Raw genomic sequence first — 25,518 nt, forward strand, 5'->3', positions numbered from 1 at the left:
CCCCCAAATCATACAGCATTGTTATTTCCATCATTTAGATCTAATAGAAAACTTTACACTCTACTTATTTACAATTTTCTGAATAATGGTGTATAACGATTGTAAGCGTTAACAATACAGAAATCATTATTCACTTTAAACAACAGCTAGAATTTATTTTTGTGCAGATCGGCCTAAATAGAGCGCCTTAAAAGTTAAATTAAAAAAAGCCTGAATTTTAAGCAGGCTCAAGAATTTCAAATTACTTTATAAATAACTTCAAACTATTTTTAGTAGTCTATTTGGACATTCGCCTTCACTTAAGGAGCAACCGCCTTCTCTGGGTTTCCAAGACGTACATGTTCTGAATGTTCTTTCGGTTTTTCGTTGATGGTCAACGCAATAACGGCCGCTACTACAAGTGCCACAATCATCATGATGAAAGACGTATCAAATGAGCCACTCGTTTGAATCATATAACCCATCAAGAAAGGGGAAATGAAACCCGCAATAGATCCAAAACAGTTAACCGTGGCTGAGCCGGAAGCCATGATTTTTGCTGGAAGACTAACAACAACCAACCCCCAGAAAGCACCTTGGGCTAGGAACATAAAGAATGCCGCAAAACATTGGAATATGATAACCATTGTTAAAGAGGAAGTCTGAAACATAAAGAATAACGCTACGCCACCAGCGAGTGAACTTGGTATGAATACCCACTTTCTATTCCCTTTTACTTTATCCGACAAATATCCTCCAAGAACTATTGCGATTGTACCTACTAAATAGGGCAATGCACTATAGATTCCTGTACTCATCAGCGATAGACCTTTTTCTTTAATCAAATAAGAAGGAAGCCATGATGTAAAGCCCCAAAAGGTAATATCAAAGAAGAACCAAATAAGCGCCATTTGCCACAAGATTGGTTTTTTTAATAATTCCTTGAAAGATTCATCAGATTTCTTCTTTTCAGAAAGGTTCCCCTCCGCATCTTCATCTAATTCCGCAAGTTCCTCTTTAGTGATTTTAGGATGATCTTTCGGGTTATCTTTAAACTTTAACCAAATATAAACCCCTATTGCCAGTCCTGGTAATCCCATGACGATAAAGACTACACGCCATCCATATAACCCGATGATTGCGGCCGCTACAACTGCGGCTATTGCCGGTCCAAGCGTATTTACTGTTGACTGGATTCCCGTTGCGGTACCGCGTTGCTTACTAGGAAAGTAGGTAGCGATTGCTTTGTATGATCCCCCGGGTAAAGCGGCTTCACCCAACCCGAAGACAAAACGAAGCAATAACAGAAGCGGATAAGAGAATATAAAACCCGTTAATGTTGTAAATATGGACCACCAAATAATAGCTATACTTACGACACGACGAAAACCGAATTTATCTGATAACATTCCACCTGGAATTTGAAACAATGCATAGCCGGCAAAAAATATACTTAATAGTAATCCTTGGGCCGTTGCATTTAAGTTAAGATCATCTCCAATGAACGGAAGAGCAATGGTGATAACCATACGATCTAGAAAAGAAAATAACCAGCATAACCACAATACGAATAAAACCGAATAACGAACTTTCCATTTTTTCTTAGGCAACGCTTTCGAATGTTCATTCATTTAAGTACCCCCCCTGAATTCTCCACTTAAATAGTATGGAAAAATCGTCCTCACAGTAAGTTCGATTCTATACGCTACACTATTATTGATTCCTATGATTCCCCCTCCTACCGCAAATCTTTTCCAATTGAATCTATACTGATAACAACTAGAATGGATAACGGCCTCCATGGCTGCTCATTACCAAATTCAATTTAAAATATTCTGTCTTTAATTATTCTTGATTGTAAACCCTACTATCTTTAAAATCACTATCCACTATAACCAGAATTTCGAATTCGTTTTTGTACAAAGTAGCTTAAATGAGTAAAACCTTTTTGCTAGTAAGGAAAAAAATTTGACATAGAGCAATATGAAACAAAAAGCTGACTCTTTAAAATCATTTTTCAATGATTTTTTGAGTCAGCCAATTGGTTTCCTTAATTTTTTAAAATTCACGACGTTTATTGTTTGTTAACACTATTTCCCTGAAAGAACCGCTGTTTTTCCTTCGTATACATCTAGTGCAGCTTGAAGTGCTTCACCGGAATTGACTTTACCGCCGTGGCGATGAACGGATGCCTCCAAGACAGCTAAAACTTTCAAAATGTTTTCTTTTCGGCAGCTGAAGCCCATTGAGCCAATACGCCATATCTTTCCTGCAAGTGATCCGAATGTGCTGGCTATTTCCACCCCAAACTCTTTAGCCATTGTAGAACGGACTGCATCGCCGTTTACCCCTTCGGGAATATTCACGCAAGTTACAATCGGCATTTTATAGCGTGAATCACCAAACAGAGTAAGCCCCATTGCCTCAAGACCTGCTAACAATGCCTTTTCATGAAACTTATGTCTTTCAATCCGTTCTTGCAAGCCTTCTTCGTGAATGATACGCAGACCTTCCCTAAGTGCGTAAAGCATTGATGTTGCTTCTGTATGGTGATTTAGTCGTTTTGGACTCCAGTATTCTTGAATTTGGCTCAAGTCGAAATAGTTACTTTGAATTCTTCTTGAGTTTTTAGATGTACTATCTAGACCTTGCTCTATTTTTCTACGTTCAAGAATAATTTTTTCAACTCTTTCGTTATAAGTAATTGGAGCCATACCAGTTGGTACACCTAAACACTTTTGTGTCCCGCTTATAACCGCGTCAACAAACCACTCATCTGTTTTAAAATCTGTTCCCCCCAACGTCGCGACAGCATCAACCACAAATAAAACATCATTGTCCCGACAGAACTTACCGATTTTATCCAACGGTTGCATAATACCTGTTGAAGTCTCACCGTGTACAAGTGCTACAACTTTCGGCTTAACTCTTTTAATTTCTGCTATGATTTCATCTTGATCAAAAGCCGTACCCCATTCGCATTCCATTGTAGTTAAGTCCGCCCCCGAACGGTAAGCGACTTCCGCTACTAAATGGCCAAACCTCCCGAATATAGGTACAAGAACTTTATCATCATTCTCAATAATGGAGTTTAGTACTGCCTCAAGCCCTGAACGAGAGGTGCCGTCAATAGGATATGCCCAATGGTTTTTCGTTTGAAATGTCATCCTTAAAAGTTCCATTGTTTCGTCCATTATCTCAAGAAATTCGGGATCAAATTGCCCGATTATCGGAATTGTCATTGCGCGAAGCACCCGTGGTTCCGCCTCGACCGGTCCTGGTGTCATTAACGTCCGTAATGAAGGATTTAATTCTTTGAACATATTATTACTCCCTTTCTTTCATAATTTATTGAACCCTTTAGTCCATTCCTATCCTATCAATTCCTTTTTAAGATTGATTTTGAGGAATATTCTATGTACAGTTGATTGTAAGAGTATTTATAGAAAATGTCATTATTCACTTTAAACAATTTCATAATTACATTTTGTACATAAGAAACATTCTCTGAGACCCGTCCTGAACTTAATCTATATTGTTTGGAATAAAGAATTCCATTGAATCTACAACGGTGCCCGGGGATACCTCCCGCTGCCTTTGCTCAGTTTTTATTGGTATTCATTTGTTCAACATATATAGAGGATTTGTCCGGAAATAGATGAAATTGAGGTGCGTTATGAAAAAGGTAGAGGATTTATTTTTCGTAGATGTTTTTCAGGAAGCGAAAGTTATAGCCGGTTATGGCGGGCTTAAAAGAGAAGTTGAATCGATAGAAGTATCAGAAACACCCGACGTTATTCATTTTTTAGCTGAAAATTCATTATTAATTACAACAGGTTACGCTTTTAAAGACAATCCTGTTGAATTATGCAATCTCATTTTACAAATCAATGAACGTCCCTGCGCAGGGATTGCTATAAAACTTAAGCGATTCATTGATAAAATCCCTCAAGAAGTAATTGATTTGGCTGACTCGTTGGACTTTCCAATTATACAAATCCCAGAATCGTTAACATTGGGTACTGTTGCCCATCAATTATTAAGTTTTATATGGGACAGTCAAATTCAAGAGTTGTTCTATGCAATTCATGTACACAAAAAATTTACAAATATGATGATAAAAGGCTATAAACTGCAAGCTTTGATTGAAAGCTTGGGGTCCTTATTAAAAAGCCCCGTCCTCCTTTTAGATCCATTGGGCGAAGTAACTTCTTTTTCGCATCATTTTCAGGCAGATCAAATGAGAACGGTAGTAAAAAATGTCGAAGAGTTTATTAAAAGCGATATTGATACACACCGTGAAAAAGACACTCTTTCAATTGCAACCCCTCATGCACAAAATGAAATCATCTCTATAAAATTATTCCAAGTAAAAACGATGCATCCTTATCCATACTTGTTAGTTATTTTTAATCCTGAGGAACTTCCTTACCCCTCTTCACAATTAGCTATTGAGCAAGCATCAACGGTTATTTCATTCACACTGCTTAAAAACGAGGCGATTAGAGAAAACAACCGTTTATTGAAAAACAATTTTTTCACATCTCTTGTTGAGGGAAATATTTCTTCCAAACAAGAAATTATTCATCAGGGTAAACAGTATGGCTTAATTAATGACCTCAACTACATTTGTGTCGTTTGTAGGATTGATGATGATAAGCAAAGTCCGGATATAATGAACAGATTATACGACTATTTGTATAAATACTTGAATAACTCATTTTTCAACATGGACTCTAAAAACATCGTTTTTATGAAAGATACATATTTTGTTATTCTGATGCAAGTTCCTATGAATATTGACGATCCTATAAAAGGGTTAATAGAAGAAAGGTTGAAGGAATTTCAACATAATGTTTTTTTAAATCTAAAGATTTCCCTCTCCTTTGGTGTTGGTAACCTATTTAATGACGTTTCCAATATTCCAATCACATTTGCCGAAGCGGTAGAAGCGTGGAAACAAGGAGCAGAATTATTCCAATATAAATTTATAAACTTTTTTGTGCCGAAACAATTAATAGAATTAATGCGATTAATTCCCGAAGAAAGCTTGCAGAACTTTTACGAAAACACTCTAAACTCTCTTTCCTATCCAGAGAATAAGGATGAGGAAGATTTAGTGAATACATTAATAGTATATCTCGATAACAATTGCGAAATTGCGCTCACCTCAAGGAAATTGTATGTTCACCGTAATACCGTCAAATATCGAATTGCCAAATGTGAAGACATCCTAGGTTGTTCCGTCCATGATTCACAAAGTTCACTACATTTACGTCTAGCCCTACTTATGCGTACGGTTTTCATAAAATAAAAGTAAGAAAAAGTCAGCCATTCAACAGAAATGGCTGACTTCTTTACGTATCCTGAAATTAATGCCGAAAACCAATTAATAGTAGTACGAAAAACTTTTACAAGTAAAGTTCCCGCCACTTTTTTCGTTCTTTTTCATTTAATTGAGCTTCGAGCACTTCATCCCAATGGTCAGAAAGCGTATTCCAAACTCTTGCATAGATTACATCTTCCAACTTGTTATATAGCCTGAATTCAATACAAGGCATCAAAGTTGTTTGAATATCAGTGGCTGATACAATTTCGGAGACGACAACCTGAACGTTTCCTTCATCAGATTCCACACCAGAGGTATGAAGCGCATTTTGTAGGACGGTATCCTCAACAAACGCTATATCCCAGTCGTCAAATTCATTTTTATAGCGATACTCTTCCTCCTCTTCATCAGTAGTATTCTTAATATCCCCATTCAAAAATGACTGATGATAGGGACTATATAGCATGGTTGTGGAACCCGCTTCCTGCCCATGCACAAAAATTCCTGATTTGAGCTGCTGGACTCCTACCTCTGTCAATGAGAATAAACCTTCCCTTTTTTCAACAATACCCGTTTTAGTCATTTTTTCGATTAAATCATTAATAAAGAGCTGTTCAACAAGAAGGGTTTCACTTAACTCTTCTGCGGTAGCAATTTCCGCTTTCCCGAAAGCTATCAACATCATTTTCATAAGGATATCCATTTTAGTTCGTTTAACTGTATTATATTCAACTTCAATGATATGTACAGGTAAACTCCATGACTGGGAATCCATGATTTTTAAATTAAAATCCTGTTGAAGTTCTTTTGTTAACCGCTTCTTTAACTCTTCCACCAAACAGGACCCCCTTCTGCATTAAGATTTAACATTGCCTTTCTGATCTCTCAATCCATTTTTTAATTTTATATTTTCCAACAGCCGTCCATACATCTCTTTTGTACTTGCATGTTTCGCTCGCATTGTGAACATCTCCGAACTCCCTACAATGATGAGCAGTTCGCGTGCACGGGATAGTGCAACATTTAGACGTCTATAGTCTCTGGCGAATCCTATATCACCGCCTTGTTCCCTGTGATTCCGCACAAAGCTCAAAATGATGACGTCCATTTCCATTCCTTGAAACTTGTCCACTGAACCAGTTCTACAATTCAAATGCTGTAAAAGCAGTTCTTGCTGAATCAATCGGTCGATCCTTTTCACCTGTTCACCATAGAAACTAATCACACCGACACTCTTTTTGTCATCCTGCTTTAATTTCCCTTCTGACTTTGCCTTTTCGGTTGCTACATTTACATCTATTAAAATTTTATTAATCATATCCAATTCAGCTTGATTGAAACGGCTAGTTCCACCTTTAACTTTCTCCTCGAAGAATTTCGGTTCATTCGGCATATCGAACCAAAGAAGATGATCTTTTCTTTGCACATAACGGGAATCAATCAAGTGATCGCGAACAGCATCAGAATCTGTTAAACCGCATTGAAGACTGTAATTGCCTTCTTTATAAAATGGTGTAATCGTTTCCATGATACTTTCATGCATACGGTACTGAATGCCAAGCATCGTTTTATTTTGTTTTGGCAAAGTTCTGAAAAGACGTTCGAATAATGATTCTTTCAACAGTTTTTCCAGTTCACTCTTCTCTTCATGACTGTCGCTTTCCTCAAGCAATTCTTCGAGTGTCGCTTGTCCCATAAGGGGCGGCAACTGATGATGATCGCCAACTAAAATGATCTTTTTCCCTTTTAACATCGGCAACAGCAGTTCGGGAGGCGTTGCCTTGGAAACTTCATCAATGATGACCACATCGAATATTGGATACTCCTCCATGAAGTCACGCCTTGCGGATGCAACGCACGTTGTTCCGATAACGTTTGCATGCTGCACGTAAAGCTTTCGAATTTCATCAAGATCATATTCGTTCGCCTCAGTAAGCAATGCAGACCATTCTTTCTGAAGTGTATGTGTAATTGGCAAACGTTTTTTGTCGTTATTCAGTTTGATTACTTTTTTCGATAATTCATCGATCGTTCGTAGCGTTTGTTGACGCTGTTCTTCGGGTTTTTGTTCTATTATTACCGTCAAGTCCGTTAGTTGTTTTTCTCGTTCTAAACAATCTAGGTTTAAAGAATCAATTTCTATGTTAATTGCCTGGAGGGTAGCTAAATTCTTCTCTATTTTTCGAGAAATAACTTCAGCATCGTTCTCTTTACGTTCCAGCTCGAACGTATATTGTTTAAGGGCCGCTCTCTTTTCTTCATAGTCGGCATACATTTTCTCTTTCTTACTCAATTCTTCTTTCACCGTGTCGATTGATACAGTTTCGTCGATAGTATCAAGCTGTCCTTGAAGGTGTAGCTTCTCTTGCTGTAGAGTATTTAGTTGAATTTGGAGATTTTCAGCATCGTGCTGCATGACGCTAGTTTCGCTCTCTATTTCTACTATGGATTGATTGACAAGCTCAATTATTTCGGTCTTAATTAATGCAAACATTTTTTTAGAGTCTAACCTAATCTGATTTTGTTTTTCTAAGTTTCTTCCTTGTGTCAGCACATAGCTCTTTCTTTCGCGTAAAATCTCCAAAGCAACGGCTATTTTTTCTAGATTGTCATATTTTTGAGCTGAGTAATTCCTTGTTTCAAGGCTTCGTTTGGTAGATGGATCGATTAAAAATCTTCCTATGTAATCAACGAGTCCGTGGATTTCTTCAACTGATTTGTATCTTTGATTTACATTTCTTTTCATTGGCTTTGTAAGAAACCCGTTCTCTTTCAACAAGCGCTCAATCATCTCAATGGCAGTTAAAAGTCGTTTGTTCAAGTCTTGCCATTTACTGTATTCATCGCTGGAAGCGTCAGATTTAATCGTATCAATCAACTGTTTTAATTCGGTCATTTTCCAATTCGTTGTGAATAACGGAGCAATTCCGTAATGCTCCATACGATTTTCCAATAAATCCAATTTTGTTATTGCCTGAAGCTCTTTCAAGAATAGAGTCAGATTGTTGATTTTTAATTGTTTCATTTCGATTTTTTTTCGAATGATTATGAGCGAGTAATCCATCTCACCAATCTTTTGTAGTGTTTGAAGATAGCATATGGAATGACGAAGTATCACGATTTGCGGATGTAATTTTTCCATTTGGTCAATCTTCTCAGAGCATATACTTTCTGCTTGGATAATTTGTTCAAGACGGTCGATTTCTTGTAATAATTCATCCGCAGATTTCTTCAATTCCGTTTGACTTTGCTGTAAATCTGCACGTTCTTTTTTATAAACAGCTTCCTTTTTAGTAAGTTTTGCGATTTCATTGGAATGCACAAGGTATTCCGCCTGTGCTTTTTCCTTCAATTCCACTTTCTCTTCTATTGAAATCAATTCATTACGAAGGTCTTGTAATTGATCTTTGCTAGTAGTCAACTCGTCGGCAAGCTGCACTTCTCTTTTTGAATGTGATTGGATTTTTTCATTTACAGCATCTAATGTCTCATTTCTCCAGTTCAGCGCTACATTTTCTTCGATGAATCTCTTTCCTTCTTCTTCAATACTGTCTGTCCGGCCATATCGTAAAATCCGTATGTCTTGATGGGATAATAATCTACCGAGTGCGTTGTCCACGGCTAGATTTGCTTGGGAAGCAACTAAAGTACGCAATCCGGCTTTGACGGTCTGGTGACATATTTCAGAAATAACCGTTGTCTTCCCGGTTCCCGGCGGTCCTTGAATAACATATAGATCATTAGACGTAATCGCCCCCGTAACTGCTTCTTTTTGAAACTTATTTAACTCGTTATGAAAGACAAGTTCTTGCTGTTTCTTCGAAATGCGAACAACCGGACGTTCCTCAAAGAGGACTTTTTCCAAGTTCGCGTTGGCTGCAAGACCGTCTTGAAGATCTTTGAACCCTTTTCTCAGTCTTCTTACTTGGCTAAGCGCAGCAAAGTTACTGAATATAAGTTCCTTAGATGATTTCGGATGCCATTCGTTGCGTCTTGCCATCTCTTTATATTTTCGATTTAATTCAATTTCGACAATTTTCTTGGATCTATTCGTATTTACAACATTACCTATGTCATTTTGAAGTCCTTTCATTTTGACACTAAAACCGCTAATCGTGTTCCATTCCTGCCCCTTCAATCCACTGCAAACAACGCTTAACTTGCTGAAATCTTCATTGAAACTCGCCAATGAAAAAGCAGCCGTCAAATCAGCGACATCCGCATTTTTTTCTTCGATGCGCAAATAACCTTCCCAGCTGGCGATTCGTTTCTTCACATACTCAGAGCGTTCTTGTGCAACAGGCAGTTCCCGGATACTTGTGTACAATTCAATAGGCATCGCAACACCTGTACTGCGACCAATGTTGAATTTCACCCGTACTGGGAGACGTCGGTTCGTTCGCACCGGCTCTTTCCTTCCCCTCACGTGAAAACCGGTCGCGAGAAAACCATCGTTTTTATAAATACACTCCATCACGGCTACTCTATCGTTTAGATGTTTCGTCAAGACTTCATTCGTTATATTATCGAAGAAAATCGAAAAAGCCATATTGCCTTGCCTATTTTCCGGACGCTTTTCAATATGTATATCAAAGGCTTCTTGCAACGAAAAAAAGGCATGATCATCCTTTACAATTTTCATAATCCCTTTGCGGGCGTTATCTGTCATTCCTAAGCCACACCGTATCACTTTCTGCAAAGTTGTTTCCTTTTCCATGAGCATGCCTCCCTTCTGCAACCTGATAAAAGTCAGTATCCCATTCGAGATGACTGACTTTTGACTTTGGCTTATCTATTTATCATGCTTTTTTTGAATGATGTTACACATAGGTCCTTGAAATATTACCTATACCATAAGATGACATAATGAAATTCTTTAAACTCACTTCGCAGATGTCTCTGTAAGCCACCATCTCTATGTTTATACACCTATTTATATATTCAACATATAAATTATAACTATTTACAATCAAACAGCCCTTGAATGACGTAGCTGTTTTCGAAATCACATTATACAATTGTATAATATTTTCTAGAATGTGTCGCGCAAATACACCCGATACTATGTCAACAAATCCCTGATTAAAAATGGCGAAATGAGAGAACATACAGTATACAAAATGGAGGTGTTATTATGGATGAAAACAACGATACAATTCAAGACCAATATACGGTCGTCGGAACAAATAGTAATGAAGTAAAAAGACTAAATGCGAATTCGGGCCTGTCTTATAATGAGGTAAAAGAATTGATTGCAAAATCAGGCGGAATAGGGACTGGAATCTACAGTGATACGAATGCGGAGGAAGTAAAGAAGAAAAATCAAGCGTAATTCGAAAATAGATAAAATAATCGGTGAAAGATTTCAAACAATTATATTGGTTTAGACAGATGTGATTGATCTTTACACAGTTTATAAATTTTCATCCTTTCAAATCAAGCGGTTACCGAAGTAAATCAATCAAGACCCTGCCAACATTGCAATATTCTCCGCTATATTAAAGGTGATTTCCCGGGAAATCGCAAAAAATTCCAACTAATCCGCAATGGATAGATAATGAAAAAAGCGTATTGGGCAGCCGAAGGCGATGGTCCAATACGCTTTTTCACTGTTCATCTTGATGTTTCAATTTTTCGGGCCATTGCCTGGGCATCAATCACTCTTTTCGGGTAGTAATTGTATACCTCTTCCATTTGTTGATTTATCTCTTCTAGTTCTGTTGGCTCAGAAAACGGGTATTCGTATAAGACAGCGCCTTTTTTCGTTTGTAAGAAAATCGTCAAAACTTGCATGGCGTTCGATCCAGACGAGTCCTCATCCAATAAGATTGTTTTATCCGCATTCCGGGTATCTTGGTTAATATATATCGTCCCTGGATTATCAATTGGACTAATGGATTCCACAATCTTATGAAACTCTTTAACAGATGATGCATTTTTCAATTTGCACACTCCCTCTATACATTCTATCTATCTGTTCCCGAATGTATGTAGGATATAAACTTTAATGAGACAGTTTTCTGTTAAGTTGAGATGATATCGTTCTCAGAAACTTTATACTCAATTTTTATTTCATTTGTAGAGTTATCTTCTATTACTATATTTAATATGTCTCCCCCATTTAGCTCAGGGATATATGTGTCAAAAATAATATAACTTTTTTCTCTCTTAGACTTTCCTCTAAATGAATTACGGTTTTCATCCATTATCGTTATCCGTGATAACTCAAATTCTTTAGCCGTATTTTCGAATTCCAATGTTAATCTTCCATCCTTCATGTTGTAGGATGATGAAGCAAGTTTAATGCTAGCTCGATCTTCGATTTGCTTATCAGACTTTTCGTTCCCGTTGTTTAGTATTCCCAATACAATTACAAACAATATCCCTGTGGCAATCAGAACGTTTTTTTCTGATAATCTCATTTGGACACTCCTAAATGTGTACATTTTTATTAACAATTTTATATTGTACACGTTTTTTCATATAAGTAAAGCGGTTTTTATGGTACTATACTTAAATAGTAATTAGACAGGTTTTATTATTTCTTACGTTCTTTGGGTAAACTATATAAGTTCAAGCATTGCATACGGATATATAAACTGAGCGCATGCGCCTAACAAGGAGTAGCCGGAGTTCTTTCAAGGGAAATTTTTAGTTCATCTCATAATAGCGAGTAACTTGCTAATAATTTTACAAAGGAGATGTTCAGATGCAGCAAATAGATCCTGCCCCTAACCTTTTCGATAAGTTTTTTACACTTATTACAGCTTCATTAAAGGGTTTTTCGCAAGTTATTCTCGTTGAAAATGCTGTTTCGGGATTTCTTATTTTAATCGGTATTACACTCCATTCCCCTATACTCGGTCTTATGGCCTTTCTTTCAGCTTTAGTCGGAACGATTACAGCAAAGTATTGTGGTGGGGACCGTTTTATGATTCGCGCAGGCATATATAGTTTCAATTCTGTACTCAGTGGAATCTCCGCAATTCTTTTTCTAACTGGGGATAAGCGTTGGTTTCTAGCTATACTTGCAGCTTTGTTCGCTTCTTTATCAATGGCTCTGCTAACAAAGTGGTTTGCTAAATGGGGTATCCCTGTATTGACAATCCCATTTGTTTTTATAACATGGATTGGGTTACTTGTTGCATACCGTACAGATAAGCTTTATATGGACCCGTATTTTGTCACAAGTTCCCCTGCACAATGGAATTTACCTGTCGAAGGAACACCGACATTACTAGTCGGACTGATAAAAGGAATCGGAGAAGTGTTCGTCATTGACTCACTTTGGACAGGATCCTTCATTCTTGTGGGGCTTTTCTTGGCAGGATGGCGATTCGGTGTTTATGCGATTATCGGTACTTTTGTCTCCTGGCTGGCTGCCTATTTTATCGGGGTAGACGTTCAATCCTTAAATTTAGGATTATATAACTACAATGCCGTTTTAACAATTATAGCGATCAGTCTTGTATTTGATAATAAAGCTGAAAAAACCCCACTAACAGGAATAATAGCCGCCACTTTGACAGTCCCGATTACTGCAGGATTAGAGCTTCTTCTCAATCCATTAGGACTACCCGCCCTAACATTTCCATTTATCTTATGTACTTGGCTATTTATAGCTGTGAGAAAGTTTTTCCCGAAAATCTAAAAAATACAAGTGCAGAATTAATTCTGCACTTGTATTTTTTATTTTATTAACTATTTATCGACAGTGTTCGAGTATTTATTTTTTCATTGTCGAATTTACTGATAATATGTTAAACTTTTTCTAGGATATTGATTTGCAATTGTATGATATTTAATTAGATTGAAAGGAGTCTCAATTGCAAAAATCCTATAAAAGTAGGGAGTGGGAAATACATATGCAGGAACAACAATTATCAAGAGGTTTAAAAAACAGGCATGTACAATTAATTGCCATTGGGGGGGCAATCGGGACTGGATTATTCCTTGGTGCCGGAAAATCGATTCATTTAGCGGGACCTTCGATTTTGTTCGCTTACTTAATAACAGGGGCGATTTGCTTTTTAATAATGCGTGCACTTGGGGAACTACTGTTAACCAATTTGAACTACAATTCCTTCGTTGACTTTGTACAGGATTATATGGGTAATATGACGGCATTCATCACCGGATGGACCTATTGGTTCTGCTGGATTTCAATCGCAATGGCAGATTTAACTGCGGTTGGTCTCTATACTCAGTTCTGGCTTCCCGATGTACCGCAGTGGATGCCAGGGTTAATCGCGCTTGTCATTTTGCTAATTATGAACTTGGCAACTGTAAAACTTTTCGGCGAGATGGAATTCTGGTTCGCACTAATTAAAGTCATTGCGATTCTGGGATTAATTGTTATCGGAATTTTCATGATTGTTAAGGGCTTTTCCACCGATTCAGGTGCATCCAGCTTCTCTAATCTTTGGAGCCACGGTGGCATGTTCCCTAATGGCATAAACGGTTTCATCCTTTCATTCCAGATGGTTGTATTTGCGTTTGTCGGAATTGAGCTAGTAGGCTTGACCGCAGGTGAAACAGAAAACCCGGAAAAAGTTATTCCAAGAGCAATCAATAATATCCCGATTCGTATTTTGATATTCTATATCGGTGCGCTTATTGTCATAATGAGTATTTATCCGTGGAACGCAATCAACCCGATGGAAAGTCCATTTGTACAGGTCTTCGTTGCTGTTGGTATCGCTGCAGCTGCTGGTATCGTCAATTTCGTAGTCCTTACGTCTGCAGCTTCGGCATGTAACAGCGCCGTCTTCAGTACAAGCCGGATGGTCTACTCGCTTGCTAAAGATAATCATGCACCTATACCATTTACTAAACTGACTACCAATAAAGTTCCTTCCAATGCATTGTTCTTTTCAACTGTCATCATTTTAATCGCCGTTGTTTTGAACTATGTGATGCCAGAAGGAGTATTTACATTGATTACAAGTATTTCTACGGTATGTTTCATCTACATTTGGGGAATCACTGTCATCTGCCATTTGAAATACCGCAAAACTAGACCAGATCTAGTGAAAGTGAACAAATTTAAAATGCCGCTTCATCCATTCTCTAATTATCTAATCCTTACTTTCCTAGCCTTCGTTCTTGTCGTGCTAGCTCTTGCGGAAGATACGCGTATTGCTTTGTTCGTAACTCCCGTTTGGTTCATATTACTGATTGCGATTTATAAGATACGCGATAAAAAGAACCAACTTTCAAAAGTAGAAGTTCTGTAATACCTCCATCAAGGTATATAGTAAAAATAAAAAATGTCTTGTCTCTATTTACGAGACAAGACATTTTTTACGTTCGAAGAATATTATTCTCAATATGTTCCTTCATCGCTAGAGCCGCTCCGTTTTTGTTCTCATTTTCTAGTACCCTATCGAATAATTTATTGACTTCAAGGATTTCGTTTAACATATGTTTCGGAGTATTCTTTTGTTACAACACAACCCTTTTCAGAAAGCGAGCTTACAACAGCCCTATTTCGCCGACAGAGAAATCGTTGAATATTGATTTACTATGATAATGATTCACTCGTGTAGGCAAAGAGACAATCTGGATGAGGCATAATTGCATACTTATATAGTAGAGGATACAGTTTTATAGGCAGTCTTTAGTAAATGGTTGATTTGAAAAGACTACTAACAGCCAGAAACGTCTGAACAGTACAACACGTAGAAGTAAGGTATTATGAAAGTGTCATTCCTCGATTTATTGGCTATGATAAATCTGTTCGGAGTGAAACAAATTTAAATTAGAAGGAATGATTTTATGGTGAATTTGAAGCTGGAACCAAAAGTCCTTGAAGTATTAAAAGAAAAAATTCAATTGATAAAGACAGATGAAGGCGCCATCTACTTGGTCGGTCCAATCCAATTACCCGTGGAATTATATGGGGAGACCGTAGTTTTTCAATGGTATTGCTGGCTTAATCGTTGCGAAATAACGGGGAATTACCTAGAAATCATCGATCAGCTGTCATCTGCAAATTTGGCGGAGTATCAGCAATCAAGCGTTCTTGTATACGGAGATTTCGAAAATGCTGATGATGCGTTAATCCGCATGCATTCAATTTGCCATACTGGAGACATATTTGGCAGCAAAAGATGCGACTGTGGCTATCAACTTAAGCAGTCAATGAAAAGTATTGCGGAAAATGGGACGGGTGCTCTATTTTATTTGGCGAACCATGAAGGGCGTGGCATCGGATTATTCAGCAAGGCGATGGCGTATGTACTTCAGGAAAATGGCTACGATACAGTGGAAGCGAACGAAAGCCTTGGATTTGTTGATGATTCAAGAAATTATGAAGATGCGATTCAAGTATTAAAGACACTACGGACTAAACCTGTTAAACTCATGACAAATAACCCCAAGAAGCTGGATGCACTGAAGAATGCCGGACTCCCTGTGTCTGGAAGAGAACCTTTATGGGGCGATAAATCGGAGTACAATGAAAAATATTTGCAGACAAAGATTCAGCGTTCAGGTCATTTAGAGGAAGAAGGAACTTGTCCAAATGACTAACCACGAATTTTACATGAATTTGGCCCTAGGCAATGCGCGTGCGATGAAAGGGCAAACAGATCCAAATCCACTTGTCGGTTCAGTAATAGTCAATAATAATCGAGTGGTTGGTATCGGGACACATTTAAAGGCTGGAGAACCGCATGCAGAAATACACGCCATTCGGATGGCCGGCGACATGGCGCGGGGCGGCACGATCTATGTGACCCTTGAGCCATGCTCACATTACGGACGGACAGGCCCTTGTGCACTCGCCATTGTTGAAGCGGGAATTAAGAAAGTTGTTATTGCCACGCTAGATCCGAATCCTGTCGTTGCTGGTAATGGTGTCAAGATTTTGGAAGATGCCGGAATTGAAGTGATTGTCGGAGTAATGGAAGAGGAATCTCGAAAGTTGAATGAAGTATTTAACAAATTCATAGTAGAACAGAAGCCGTTCATTACAATGAAAGCCGGAAGTACATTAGACGGAAAAATTGCTACGCACACAGCAGACAGTAAATGGATTACATCCGCCGAAGCTAGGCATGACGTGCATGTACTACGCAATGAAAATATGGCTATTTTAGTCGGTGTTAATACGGTGATTGAAGATGATCCTGAATTGACTACTCGGATCCCAAATGGAAGGAATCCAATTCGCATCATATTAGATTCCACACTTCGTATTCCCTTAGATTCAAAGGTCGTTACCGACGGACAGGCACCAACTTGGATTTTCACAGCAAAAGAGGTTGACCAAGTAGCCAAAAAGAAACTAGAAGAGCAAGGGATTTCAATTCACCCAACTTCTGGAATCAAATATGTAAATCCAAATGACGTCGTCCGTATTCTCGGTGAAAAGCTTATATCCTCTGTCTTGATTGAAGGGGGCGGCACCATTCACGCTGCTTTCCTTGAAAATCATCTGGTCGACAAGGTAGAGATTTATATCGCACCTAAACTAGTCGGAGGTTCCCTTGCGCCAACATTTCTCGAAGGCACAGGCGTGGAATTAATGCGAGATGCTATAGACTTGGAAGATCTCCAAATAACCCCTGTCGGGAATGATTTCAAGTTCACTGGCTATCCGCGATATCCTGAAAACGAATAGAGGATGTGTAAAATGAAAATCGGTTTTGACATCGATGATACATTGATCAATCTGAGGGAACATGCATTTCAAATTTACAACACAAAGTTGAATCGAACAGTAGAGCTAGAACTCTTCCATGCTTTGGATAAAGTTGAAATTCACGAGCTTTTCGACATGACTGCCGAACAAGGCAACGAGATGTGGAATAGTTCCTTGGAAGAAATCTACTTCACATCATGCCCACCCTATCCAGATGCTGTGAAAACACTACAAAGGTTGGACAGAGAAGGTCATGAAATTTATTATATTACTGCGAGACCGAAAGTACATGGCGAACGTACAATCGAGTGGATGATTGAAAATAAGTTCCCTGTTGACAAAGACAGGTTTTATTATGGCATGAAGGATGAGGATAAGGTTAACATCATCCAGGAATTGAACCTAGACTATTATTTCGATGACAAACCTGCAGTTCTAGAAACATTAAAAAATCGTCCTGTTAAATTGTTTGCAAAAAGCCAATCGTACAATCGGCATCTGGATATTCAACGAATCACCGAGTGGTCTGAGTTGTTCGACTTGCTTAATGCAGAAAAGGAATAATGAAAGTTTTCAGATACTAAACATACAGCAAACCGTCCATTTACGAATAAAACCAAAAAACAAGCCCTTTCAATTAACTTAGCTATTCTTCCCCCAGTTTTATCAGGGGAAGGATAGTTTTTTGTTTTATGATATGTGTACGTATTCCAGGCAGCACCCCAATAATTCCCAACCGAGAATCTCTAAATTTTTATTCCTATCCTCTAATTTTACCCCATTTAAATATCTTCCAATTCAGCAATAGAAATAGGAAATAACCTATGAAGGAATAGATAACATTCCATTGAACTTCATGATGAAATAATCCTAATTGCACCGCTATTTTCTCTATGAACGGAACGAGCGCACTAAGAAACACAGTGAAAACGAACCTACCCCATCGTGACATTTTATCTACCAAAAAGAGATACAGTCATATTAATAGAGGAAGCACAATTAACGTGAATGCAATATTAATCGAAAATATTTCAGCGAATGGACGAACCGGAAACTCATATAGACGTTTTCCAACAAAATACAAATCTAAATAGGTTCCCAGTAAGGACGCTAATAAAACAGAAGGCAAATACAAGAAAGCATTACGCGAAAATCGCCGTTTTCGCGATAGCGGCAATCTCGAGTTTTTCAAGTGTTTCACAATATTCACCTTCCACCTTTCCATTGACAAGGTTTTTCTCTTCTATTAGATAATTGATAATTCGCCAATGCTCGAACCAATCCCCCCGTTCAACGGATGACTGAATAACGTTTTTCCAAGCAAACTCGAGTTTCGGACTATACAACCTGAGTGCCCCTTTTCTCAACTGACAATACTTTAATCTTCTTGTAAGCGCCATTCCTGGTACCCCTTCGTGTACATCATTAAAAACATCCGGCCAATAGTCCTTTCGTGAACCAGTATGCGGATGGATAGTTGCCCAGCGGTATGCTTTCTCTAACAGTTCCGCGTCATTGAAAAGTAATTGATATAAATCCTTTCCAAGCCTAATCCGCTCGTGTAACGATCCGAAGTGGTGGAGCGTAAGTCCAGTCAGTGATGCCTTTTCAGTCGAGTGTCCATTTCTAGTGAAAGGGAACAATATTTGATTGAATGATAAAAGATCCTGTAGTACAAACTCGAACGTCTGAAAAACTTTTTTCTTATAGATAGGATTTTGCACGATTCTTTTTTCCAAATAACTTTGTTCATTAATAATGAGCGCTATCGCAAGTATATAGGAATCACTTTCCTCCCAAAAATGATTCCAGATCACTTCCATAAATGCAGAAACATTTAAGTACGACAGCAAATAAAATAAATTCCGACTTTGAAATAAACTTTCTTCGTATAGTAAAAACTGAGGGTATGCATCCTGGAATATAAGCCAGTTTCCTCGTTCCAAAAATGAATAGAAATCTTCGATTGATTGTTCATCCATAAGTTTAGATAGGAACTCCCCTTTTAAATCAGTCATATTCCATCCGCCATTTCTTGAAACCATATGCCCGAGGAATGCCCAGTGTATTTCCGGTCGGAAAATATAAAAGTCGAGGTATGCCTTTGTTCTCGTAACATTGTTTACATTCAACTGTTTCGTTTTTAAACGAATCTTTCGAAGAAGCTCCTGATCCCCCCATGATAAGTATTGCTCCTCCGGGATAGATACGGATTCATAATTCTTCAATTTAGCCTTAATTAACAGTAGATTTTCTGGAAGTTGCAGCTTTCCGCCTATTATTCTTAATAAATTTAGCAAGGGTCACCTCCCAAATTTAAATCATTCTTCATATAGGATTATGAACAAGGATATATATATATATATATATATGAATGACCTTTATTAAGGAGATGACTAGACGTTGAAATATCATATAGAACAGTTGATTAGCCAATTAATCCAACAGCTCAAAAGTGAGCAGACACCAGACGGTTCATGGAATTACCCCTTTGAAACGGGGATTTCAACCGATTCTTACATTATAATTTTATTAAGGTCGCTTGAAATAAATGATGAAAACTTAATTGGCGAATTAACAGAAAGAATATTGAGTAAGCAGGAAGCGAATGGTGCATGGAAACTTTTCCATGATGAAGGTGATGGGAATGTATCTGCTACAATTGAAGCCTATTACTCACTTCTGTATTCAGGATACGTCAGCAAAGATGATTACAGATTAGTTGCGGCAAAAAAGTTTATTTTAACAAATGGTGGTCTTGAAAAGTCTCATATGTTAACAAAGATCATGCTGGCGTTAACGGGTCAATACCCATGGCCCGCTTATTTCCCAATACCAGTAGAAATTATCCTCTTACCGCTTCACTTTCCTATCAATTTCTATGACCTTTCCGTTTATGGTAGAGCTAATCTTGCTCCGATAATGATTTTAGCAAATACTAAATTCGTAAAAACAACGAAAAGAAGTCCCGATCTCTCCGACCTTTCCATACCGGGAGCAACAGATGAGTTTTTCGGCATACAAGATATTCAAGAATTCATTTCGATGATTGAACTTGATTTTAAAAGTTTGCTTGGTTTACCTCAAACAGTCCAAACTTTAGCCATCAATCGAACGAAACAATATATGCTGAATCACATTGAGCCCGATGGAACCCTTTACAGTTATTTCAGTTCTACATTTCTAATGATATTTGCCCTAATTTCACTTGGTCTTCCTTACCGCGATCCAATAATTTTAAAAGCGATACAAGGATTAAATGCAATGAAATGCAAGATTCAAGGAAATACTCATCTGCAATATACAACCGCAACGGTTTGGAATACATCCTTAATCAGCTATGCTCTTCAAAAAGCAGGAGTCCCTTCAAATGATTCTTTAATCGAAAAGGCAAACGAGTACTTGGTTGGACGGCAACAGACTAAATATGGCGATTGGTCAATCCATAATCCTGGTTTAGTACCAGGGGGTTGGGGATTTTCAGCTATCAATACGATGAACCCTGATGTAGATGACTCCACAGCTACACTGAGGTCGATCTCACAGTTAGTGCAGAGGAATACCCGCTTTCATCAAGCTTGGGAGAGAGGCGTTATCTGGGTAATGTCGATGCAAAATAGAGATGGCGGATGGCCTGCCTTTGAAAAAAATGTAGATAACCAATTATTGAACTTGCTTCCAATTGAGGGCGGTACATTTTTATTGACGGATCCAAGCAGTGCCGATTTAACCGGCAGAACACTCGAATTTCTAGGAGGATATACTAATTTACCGAAAAATCATGAAGTGATGAAACGTGGAGTAAATTGGCTTATTCATAATCAAGAAGTGGATGGTTCTTGGTATGGCCGATGGGGAATTTGTTATATTTACGGAACGTGGGCGGCTATTACCGGTCTTATTGCATCAGATGTACACCCGAAAAGTCCAACTATCCAAAAAGCTGTTAATTGGTTACTTGCAATTCAAAATTCCGACGGTGGATGGGGAGAGTCTTGCAAAAGTGACCTTGCTTCTAAGTACGTCCCTCTTGGCTCCAGCAATATAACTCAAACGGCATGGGCACTTGATGCACTCATTGCCGCTTCAGATAAGGTGACAACGGAAATAAATGCCGGAATTTCCTATTTGCTAGAGGCTTATAATATAGACGATTGGACCATTTCATATCCAGTTGGGCAAGGAATGGGGGGAGGTTTCTATATTCACTATCATAGCTATCAATATATCTATCCTTTGCTGACACTCGCTCAGTATAATAGAAAATTTAAAGAATAAACGCGAGGTTCTAAAAACAGTTCTTAACTGTTTTAGAACCTCGCGTCTTTTACTTACTATCTCTCCCACTTCGTGAAATATTAAACCATTTTCAACAAAGCCTGTTCTCCTATCATTCCTTCATGAATACCAAGTCGTATCGCCTCATGTGTTACGGATTCAAGGGGAGCTTTTAACAATTGATCAATGGTCTTAACTCCTACCGCCCGACCCGCAAGTATTTTACGTTCATGTAATTGCGTATTTAGAAGGTCGACATCTAACGCTCCACACATAATATATCCGTTTTCATTCGAGACTGTTAACAATGTCGTTCTCGGTAAACGGACTGTAACTGCCGTAAAGGAATGGCCATCAATAACTATCGGTGTCAATGAAACCATCTTACCCGCCCCTTTCCTCTATATACATATGGAAAAGTTGAGAAAGATGTTCGAAAACAAATAATTAGCTTCAGGTATTTGGAGTTGTATTCGATCCCGATACCCTTTACAAATTTACATTTTGCTCAACTAGACATATAATAAATTAAAATCTAATCAGAATAGTAGGTCTTAGTATGAGGTCAATTCCGAAACCTTTGGTAATGGCAAATCAATATACAATTATTATATCTGTAGTTATTGCACTTATGACACAATCTGCTTGGGTATTACTCATACCATTAATCGCAAACCTAAGTAGTTTATTAATAGGTTTCCATCCGATTTTAGCAATAGTTAAGCGCTTTTTAACTAAACCTACAAACCAATATATTCAAGAAGATTATGCACAGTTAAGATTTAACCAATGGTTAGCCGTTGGATTTCTGCTCACCGCAAGTGTAAGCTTTTTATTGGATTGGTCTATTTTATTTAATGTCGCTACAATCATGGTTGGTATTGCTGCGCTCATCGCAACTCTAGGATTTTGTATAGGTTGTTTTATTCGTTTCCAATACCAACAATGGAGTTATCGGCGAAAAAATTCATAATAAGTGCGAATATAGTTAGTAATTCTGAACAAACTCCGATTTCTTATTGACACATAATGACAAATATCCATTTAAAAGAAGCATAATTTAAAATTGGAAATCAGCCGTTCACACACCATGCTGATTTCCATTTTTCTCTATATTCCATAGTAATTTTGTGTCTGATTAATACTTTACAAAAGCACTTGAAATTTAATCATCTTCATCTTTGTGTTTATCTTTATCTTTATCTTTATCTTTATCTTTATCTTTATCTTTATCTTTCTTTTTCTTTCTTTTTCTCTTTTTCTTTCTTTTTCTCTTTCTTTTTCTCTCTATCTTTCTTCTTTTGCTTCTCATTTTCTCTTTTTTCCTTTTCTGCCTTTTTTTCATTCTTCTCTCTCTTTTTTTCTAGTTCCTTTTTCTGCTTCTCAATTAATGATAAATTGAATTCCTTGTTAGCTAATTCACTTTCGGATTTAGTTAGGATTTGTTGGAATATAGATGGTGCTGTAAAACTACTAGTCGTCGCCAAGTAATGTTCGGAATTCGTTTTATCATAACCTAACCAAATCGCACCAACGATATCCGGTGTATATCCGATAAACCAGTGATCCTTTGATCCATCAAAACCAGAGAACGGGAGTTGCGTAGTACCCGTTTTTCCAGCTACATCCAATCCAGAAATTTGTGCCTTCTTAGCCGTACCATGCTCTACAGCGCCTAGGAGCATATATGTTATTTTCTGAGCAACTTCCGGTTCTGTTACTTGAACAGACTTTTCACTCCATTTTCCGATCATTTCTCCTTCTGAATCTTTTATTTCCGTAATTGCATGCGCTTCCATCATTAATCCATTATTAGGGAAGGCGGAAAAGGCCTGTGCCATTAATAAAGGTGAGGTACCTTGGTGTAAGCCGCCTAAAGCTAAACCAAGATTTGAATCATTTTTTTGTAAAGGTATTCCGAATCGTTCAACTGTATGCATACCATTTTCAATCCCGATTTTATTTAATAGCCAGACGGGAGGAATGTTATAGGAATTTACTACTGCATCATACATTGTGACTTGGCCACGAAATTGTCTATCAAAATTTTGAGGTGTATACCCATTAATATTTAATGGTTCATCTGATAAATTATCAGAGATGTTATAGCCTTGTTCCAATGCAGGAGTATAGACGGCAATTGGTTTTAATGTCGATCCCGGTTGTCTAATTAATTTGGTGGAATTATTGAAACGTCCATAAGTATAATCACCCCTACCGCCCACTAGCGCGCTAATTCCACCAGTTTTAGGATTAAGGAATATTGATCCGCTTTGAATAAGTTGATCTGGCTTACTTGCTGGAAAATTGTTTTCATCCTGATATACTTCTTCAATTGCATCTTGAATAACAGGATTTAATTCTGTATAAATATGAAGCCCTCCAAACAGAACCTCATTTTTAGTTAAATGATACTTTTCTACTGCCTCATCAATAATATGATCGACATAATACGGATATTTTCCTTTATAATCGATATTTGTTTTATCCGTTAACGCGATACTTTGTTTTATTGTCTTATCAAAATCAACTTGTGTAATGTAGCCTTCATTTTTCATTAAAGATAGAACAATGTTTCGGCGTTTAACCGATTTCTTCATGCTTTTGTATGGTGATAAGTGTGAAGGAGCTTTTATTATCCCTGCTAGTGTAGCAGATTCATTTAATGTTAATTGACTTACATCTTTTCCAAAATATACCTGCGCTGCTCTTTGAACGCCCCATGCTCCTTCGCCAAAATAAATTTGATTCAAATAGCTTTCCATTATTTCATCTTTTGAATAGTTTCTCTCAATTTTTTTAGTTAGAATAACTTCTTTAAATTTCCGTGTATACGTACGTTCTTGGGTTAGAAAGACATTTTTTGAAAGTTGCTGGGTGATCGTACTCCCTCCAGCGACAACTTCACCGCTTAACAAGTTTTGAGTGAACGCCCGTGTAATACCGAAGTAATTAATACCGTTATGTTTGTAAAAATGTTGGTCCTCTGTAGAGATGATAGCTTCAATTAGTTCTTTGGGGATTTCCTCGATATGAACTCCCTCGATGTTTGATTTAGAAATTTTACTAGCAACCTCTCCATTTCTATCATAAATAATTGTTGGTCTTGGTTCAGGTTCCTCTAATTTACTAACATCGCTAAACAAGATCAAAATATTAAATACTAACAGACCAAATAAGGTAATCCCAATAATTCCGAATAAAATTCTCTTGGTCAGATTGTTGGATTTACTCCATTTCCTAAATCCGCCAAACTGTTTCTGTTGCTGTCTACGTTCCATTCTTCCCAAATGAATTCCACCCTTTTCAATAAAAAATAAATACATATACAAGTTTACTAATATTCTTTTTCTAAAGCCTTGATGTAAGAGAACTCGGTGAATTTAGATTTCACACCATCTGAAAATACAAACTTACATTTTAACACATAGCTGGTTTTATTGTTTCTTCCCAATTACTTTATTTATCCCATAAAAAATACCAAATACTAGCACAATGCAGAATTGTGTTAGTACTTGGTGTCCCCAAAAAATATGATTGTCTATCACTCGATAATTGTTCACATTATAATTGAAATTACCTTTCAAGGGAAGATAAAATATTACAGCAGTATCCATTCACATGAAATGGATACTGCTGTTCTTCTCCCAAATATGTCTCACAATAATTCAAGAATTGTTTTTCTTACACGACCGATTTCAACTTTTCTTTTTTCCATCCCTGTTTCCACTTTCGTTTTTCGCGGCTTTATCCGCTTTTTTAAATTCCTCTTGGTATAATACCTCTTGGGTTGAAGACAATCCATTATTTTTTTCAGTCATACGTTCATATGGAAGCTTCTTCTCACTCATCTCAAACTCTCCTCTCTGCATATATATTTTGGACTCATAGTTTGTCCATTTCATGCGGATAGTAAACATTACTTCAAAGAAATTTTAACTATAGCGGAACAATTAATTGATGCCGATGTGTCATTCAGTAAGGATTGCAATCCTTTAGGTTAAACCTATCCAAAATTAATCTCACACTCACCTTACGGCTACGCCACCAAACGCTGGAAGTGAGTGATTTCAGTCGTATTGTATGCGAAAGACTTGGCATCGTTTAGGTTGGTACGCACTGTTAACATTTCATGTTCGATAGTAAACACGCAAAAAAAATATATCAGCCAATCACATACATGGCTGATTTTCATTCCCAACCTATACTATAGTAATATATCGTTTAATTTGTACTGTGCTCACGAACCTTTGATTAAACAGTGAAACTTTCTTTGTATTACAGC

At 37.5% G+C, this 25,518-nt stretch carries 20 protein-coding genes; 9 read left to right on the forward strand and 11 right to left on the reverse strand.

Annotated elements, in window-relative coordinates; all coding sequences use genetic code 11:
• Window positions 1–299: 299 nt before the first annotated feature.
• Together HDC33_RS08040 and HDC33_RS08045 are read right to left on the reverse strand one after the other, a co-directional pair.
• On the reverse strand, window positions 300–1,610 hold the full coding sequence (locus HDC33_RS08040; RefSeq protein WP_179391941.1) for an MFS transporter: 1,311 nt from the start codon (window positions 1,608–1,610) through the stop codon (window positions 300–302).
• 459 nt (window positions 1,611–2,069) lie between these two features.
• Window positions 2,070–3,302 carry a pyridoxal-phosphate-dependent aminotransferase family protein gene (locus HDC33_RS08045; protein ID WP_179391942.1) on the reverse strand — a complete coding sequence of 411 codons (1,233 nt, stop codon included), beginning with the start codon at window positions 3,300–3,302 and terminating at the stop codon, window positions 2,070–2,072.
• 353 nt (window positions 3,303–3,655) lie between these two features.
• On the opposite strand from HDC33_RS08045, the gene HDC33_RS08050 reads away from it, so the two are divergent.
• The gene (locus HDC33_RS08050; RefSeq protein WP_179391943.1) at window positions 3,656–5,293 is read left to right on the forward strand and encodes a PucR family transcriptional regulator; all 1,638 of its coding nucleotides are present in this window, start codon (window positions 3,656–3,658) and stop codon (window positions 5,291–5,293) included.
• Window positions 5,294–5,390: 97 nt separating this feature from the next.
• Here the strand turns inward: HDC33_RS08050 and HDC33_RS08055 are convergent, their stop codons facing one another.
• A complete protein-coding gene (locus tag HDC33_RS08055; RefSeq protein ID WP_179391944.1) occupies window positions 5,391–6,143 on the reverse strand; it encodes a hypothetical protein in 753 nt (250 codons plus the stop codon).
• Between the two features lie 21 nt (window positions 6,144–6,164).
• Entirely contained in the window at window positions 6,165–10,025 is a 3,861-nt protein-coding gene (locus HDC33_RS08060; protein ID WP_179391945.1) for a DEAD/DEAH box helicase, read from the reverse strand.
• Window positions 10,026–10,442: 417 nt separating this feature from the next.
• Here HDC33_RS08060 and HDC33_RS08065 point away from each other — a divergent pair, with 417 nt between their 5' ends.
• Complete coding sequence (locus HDC33_RS08065; protein ID WP_179391946.1) at window positions 10,443–10,640, forward strand: gamma-type small acid-soluble spore protein; 198 nt, start codon at window positions 10,443–10,445, stop codon at window positions 10,638–10,640.
• 281 nt (window positions 10,641–10,921) lie between these two features.
• On the opposite strand, the gene HDC33_RS08070 is transcribed toward HDC33_RS08065, so the two are convergent.
• Window positions 10,922–11,251: a hypothetical protein gene (locus tag HDC33_RS08070; protein ID WP_179391947.1), complete on the reverse strand. Its 330-nt coding sequence runs from the start codon at window positions 11,249–11,251 to the stop codon at window positions 10,922–10,924.
• Window positions 11,252–11,331: 80 nt separating this feature from the next.
• Window positions 11,332–11,730 carry a hypothetical protein gene (locus HDC33_RS08075; RefSeq protein WP_179391948.1) on the reverse strand — a complete coding sequence of 133 codons (399 nt, stop codon included), beginning with the start codon at window positions 11,728–11,730 and terminating at the stop codon, window positions 11,332–11,334.
• 287 nt (window positions 11,731–12,017) lie between these two features.
• Here HDC33_RS08075 and HDC33_RS08080 point away from each other — a divergent pair, with 287 nt between their 5' ends.
• The 5 genes from HDC33_RS08080 to HDC33_RS08100 all read left to right on the forward strand — a co-directional run bounded on the left by HDC33_RS08080 (window position 12,018) and on the right by HDC33_RS08100 (window position 17,519).
• The gene (locus tag HDC33_RS08080; RefSeq protein ID WP_179391949.1) at window positions 12,018–12,959 is read left to right on the forward strand and encodes an urea transporter; all 942 of its coding nucleotides are present in this window, start codon (window positions 12,018–12,020) and stop codon (window positions 12,957–12,959) included.
• A 214-nt stretch (window positions 12,960–13,173) separates the two neighbouring features.
• Window positions 13,174–14,544: an amino acid permease gene (locus HDC33_RS08085; RefSeq protein ID WP_179391950.1), complete on the forward strand. Its 1,371-nt coding sequence runs from the start codon at window positions 13,174–13,176 to the stop codon at window positions 14,542–14,544.
• A gap of 541 nt (window positions 14,545–15,085) precedes the next feature.
• Window positions 15,086–15,841 (forward strand): GTP cyclohydrolase II, encoded by a 756-nt coding sequence (locus HDC33_RS08090; protein WP_179391951.1) that lies wholly within the window; start codon window positions 15,086–15,088, stop codon window positions 15,839–15,841.
• The gene (gene ribD / locus HDC33_RS08095) at window positions 15,834–16,934 is read left to right on the forward strand and encodes a bifunctional diaminohydroxyphosphoribosylaminopyrimidine deaminase/5-amino-6-(5-phosphoribosylamino)uracil reductase RibD (protein WP_179391952.1); all 1,101 of its coding nucleotides are present in this window, start codon (window positions 15,834–15,836) and stop codon (window positions 16,932–16,934) included. Before HDC33_RS08090 ends, ribD begins: the two co-directional genes overlap by 8 nt.
• Window positions 16,935–16,946: 12 nt before the next feature.
• Complete coding sequence (locus HDC33_RS08100) at window positions 16,947–17,519, forward strand: 5' nucleotidase, NT5C type (RefSeq protein ID WP_179391953.1); 573 nt, start codon at window positions 16,947–16,949, stop codon at window positions 17,517–17,519.
• A 412-nt stretch (window positions 17,520–17,931) separates the two neighbouring features.
• Here the strand turns inward: HDC33_RS08100 and HDC33_RS16715 are convergent, their stop codons facing one another.
• Window positions 17,932–18,180 carry a CBO0543 family protein gene (locus HDC33_RS16715; RefSeq protein ID WP_304625746.1) on the reverse strand — a complete coding sequence of 83 codons (249 nt, stop codon included), beginning with the start codon at window positions 18,178–18,180 and terminating at the stop codon, window positions 17,932–17,934.
• The gene (locus HDC33_RS08105) at window positions 18,098–19,255 is read right to left on the reverse strand and encodes a DUF2515 family protein (RefSeq protein ID WP_255457321.1); all 1,158 of its coding nucleotides are present in this window, start codon (window positions 19,253–19,255) and stop codon (window positions 18,098–18,100) included. The genes HDC33_RS16715 and HDC33_RS08105 overlap by 83 nt, the downstream gene beginning before the upstream one ends.
• A 103-nt stretch (window positions 19,256–19,358) precedes the next feature.
• On the opposite strand from HDC33_RS08105, the gene shc reads away from it, so the two are divergent.
• On the forward strand, window positions 19,359–21,233 hold the full coding sequence (shc, locus tag HDC33_RS08110) for a squalene--hopene cyclase (RefSeq protein ID WP_179391954.1): 1,875 nt from the start codon (window positions 19,359–19,361) through the stop codon (window positions 21,231–21,233).
• Between the two features lie 80 nt (window positions 21,234–21,313).
• Here the strand turns inward: shc and HDC33_RS08115 are convergent, their stop codons facing one another.
• Window positions 21,314–21,616 carry a YunC family protein gene (locus HDC33_RS08115; RefSeq protein ID WP_179391955.1) on the reverse strand — a complete coding sequence of 101 codons (303 nt, stop codon included), beginning with the start codon at window positions 21,614–21,616 and terminating at the stop codon, window positions 21,314–21,316.
• Window positions 21,617–21,792: 176 nt separating this feature from the next.
• On the opposite strand from HDC33_RS08115, the gene HDC33_RS08120 reads away from it, so the two are divergent.
• Window positions 21,793–22,206 (forward strand): DUF4395 domain-containing protein, encoded by a 414-nt coding sequence (locus tag HDC33_RS08120; protein ID WP_179391956.1) that lies wholly within the window; start codon window positions 21,793–21,795, stop codon window positions 22,204–22,206.
• Between the two features lie 256 nt (window positions 22,207–22,462).
• On the opposite strand, the gene HDC33_RS08125 is transcribed toward HDC33_RS08120, so the two are convergent.
• Together HDC33_RS08125 and HDC33_RS08130 are read right to left on the reverse strand one after the other, a co-directional pair.
• Window positions 22,463–24,514 (reverse strand): transglycosylase domain-containing protein, encoded by a 2,052-nt coding sequence (locus tag HDC33_RS08125; RefSeq protein ID WP_218843244.1) that lies wholly within the window; start codon window positions 24,512–24,514, stop codon window positions 22,463–22,465.
• 417 nt (window positions 24,515–24,931) lie between these two features.
• The gene (locus HDC33_RS08130) at window positions 24,932–25,084 is read right to left on the reverse strand and encodes a YfhE family protein (protein ID WP_179391958.1); all 153 of its coding nucleotides are present in this window, start codon (window positions 25,082–25,084) and stop codon (window positions 24,932–24,934) included.
• Between the last annotated feature and the right edge of the window lie 434 nt (window positions 25,085–25,518).

Source organism: Sporosarcina sp. JAI121 (assembly GCF_013408665.1).
Classification (GTDB): domain Bacteria; phylum Bacillota; class Bacilli; order Bacillales_A; family Planococcaceae; genus Sporosarcina.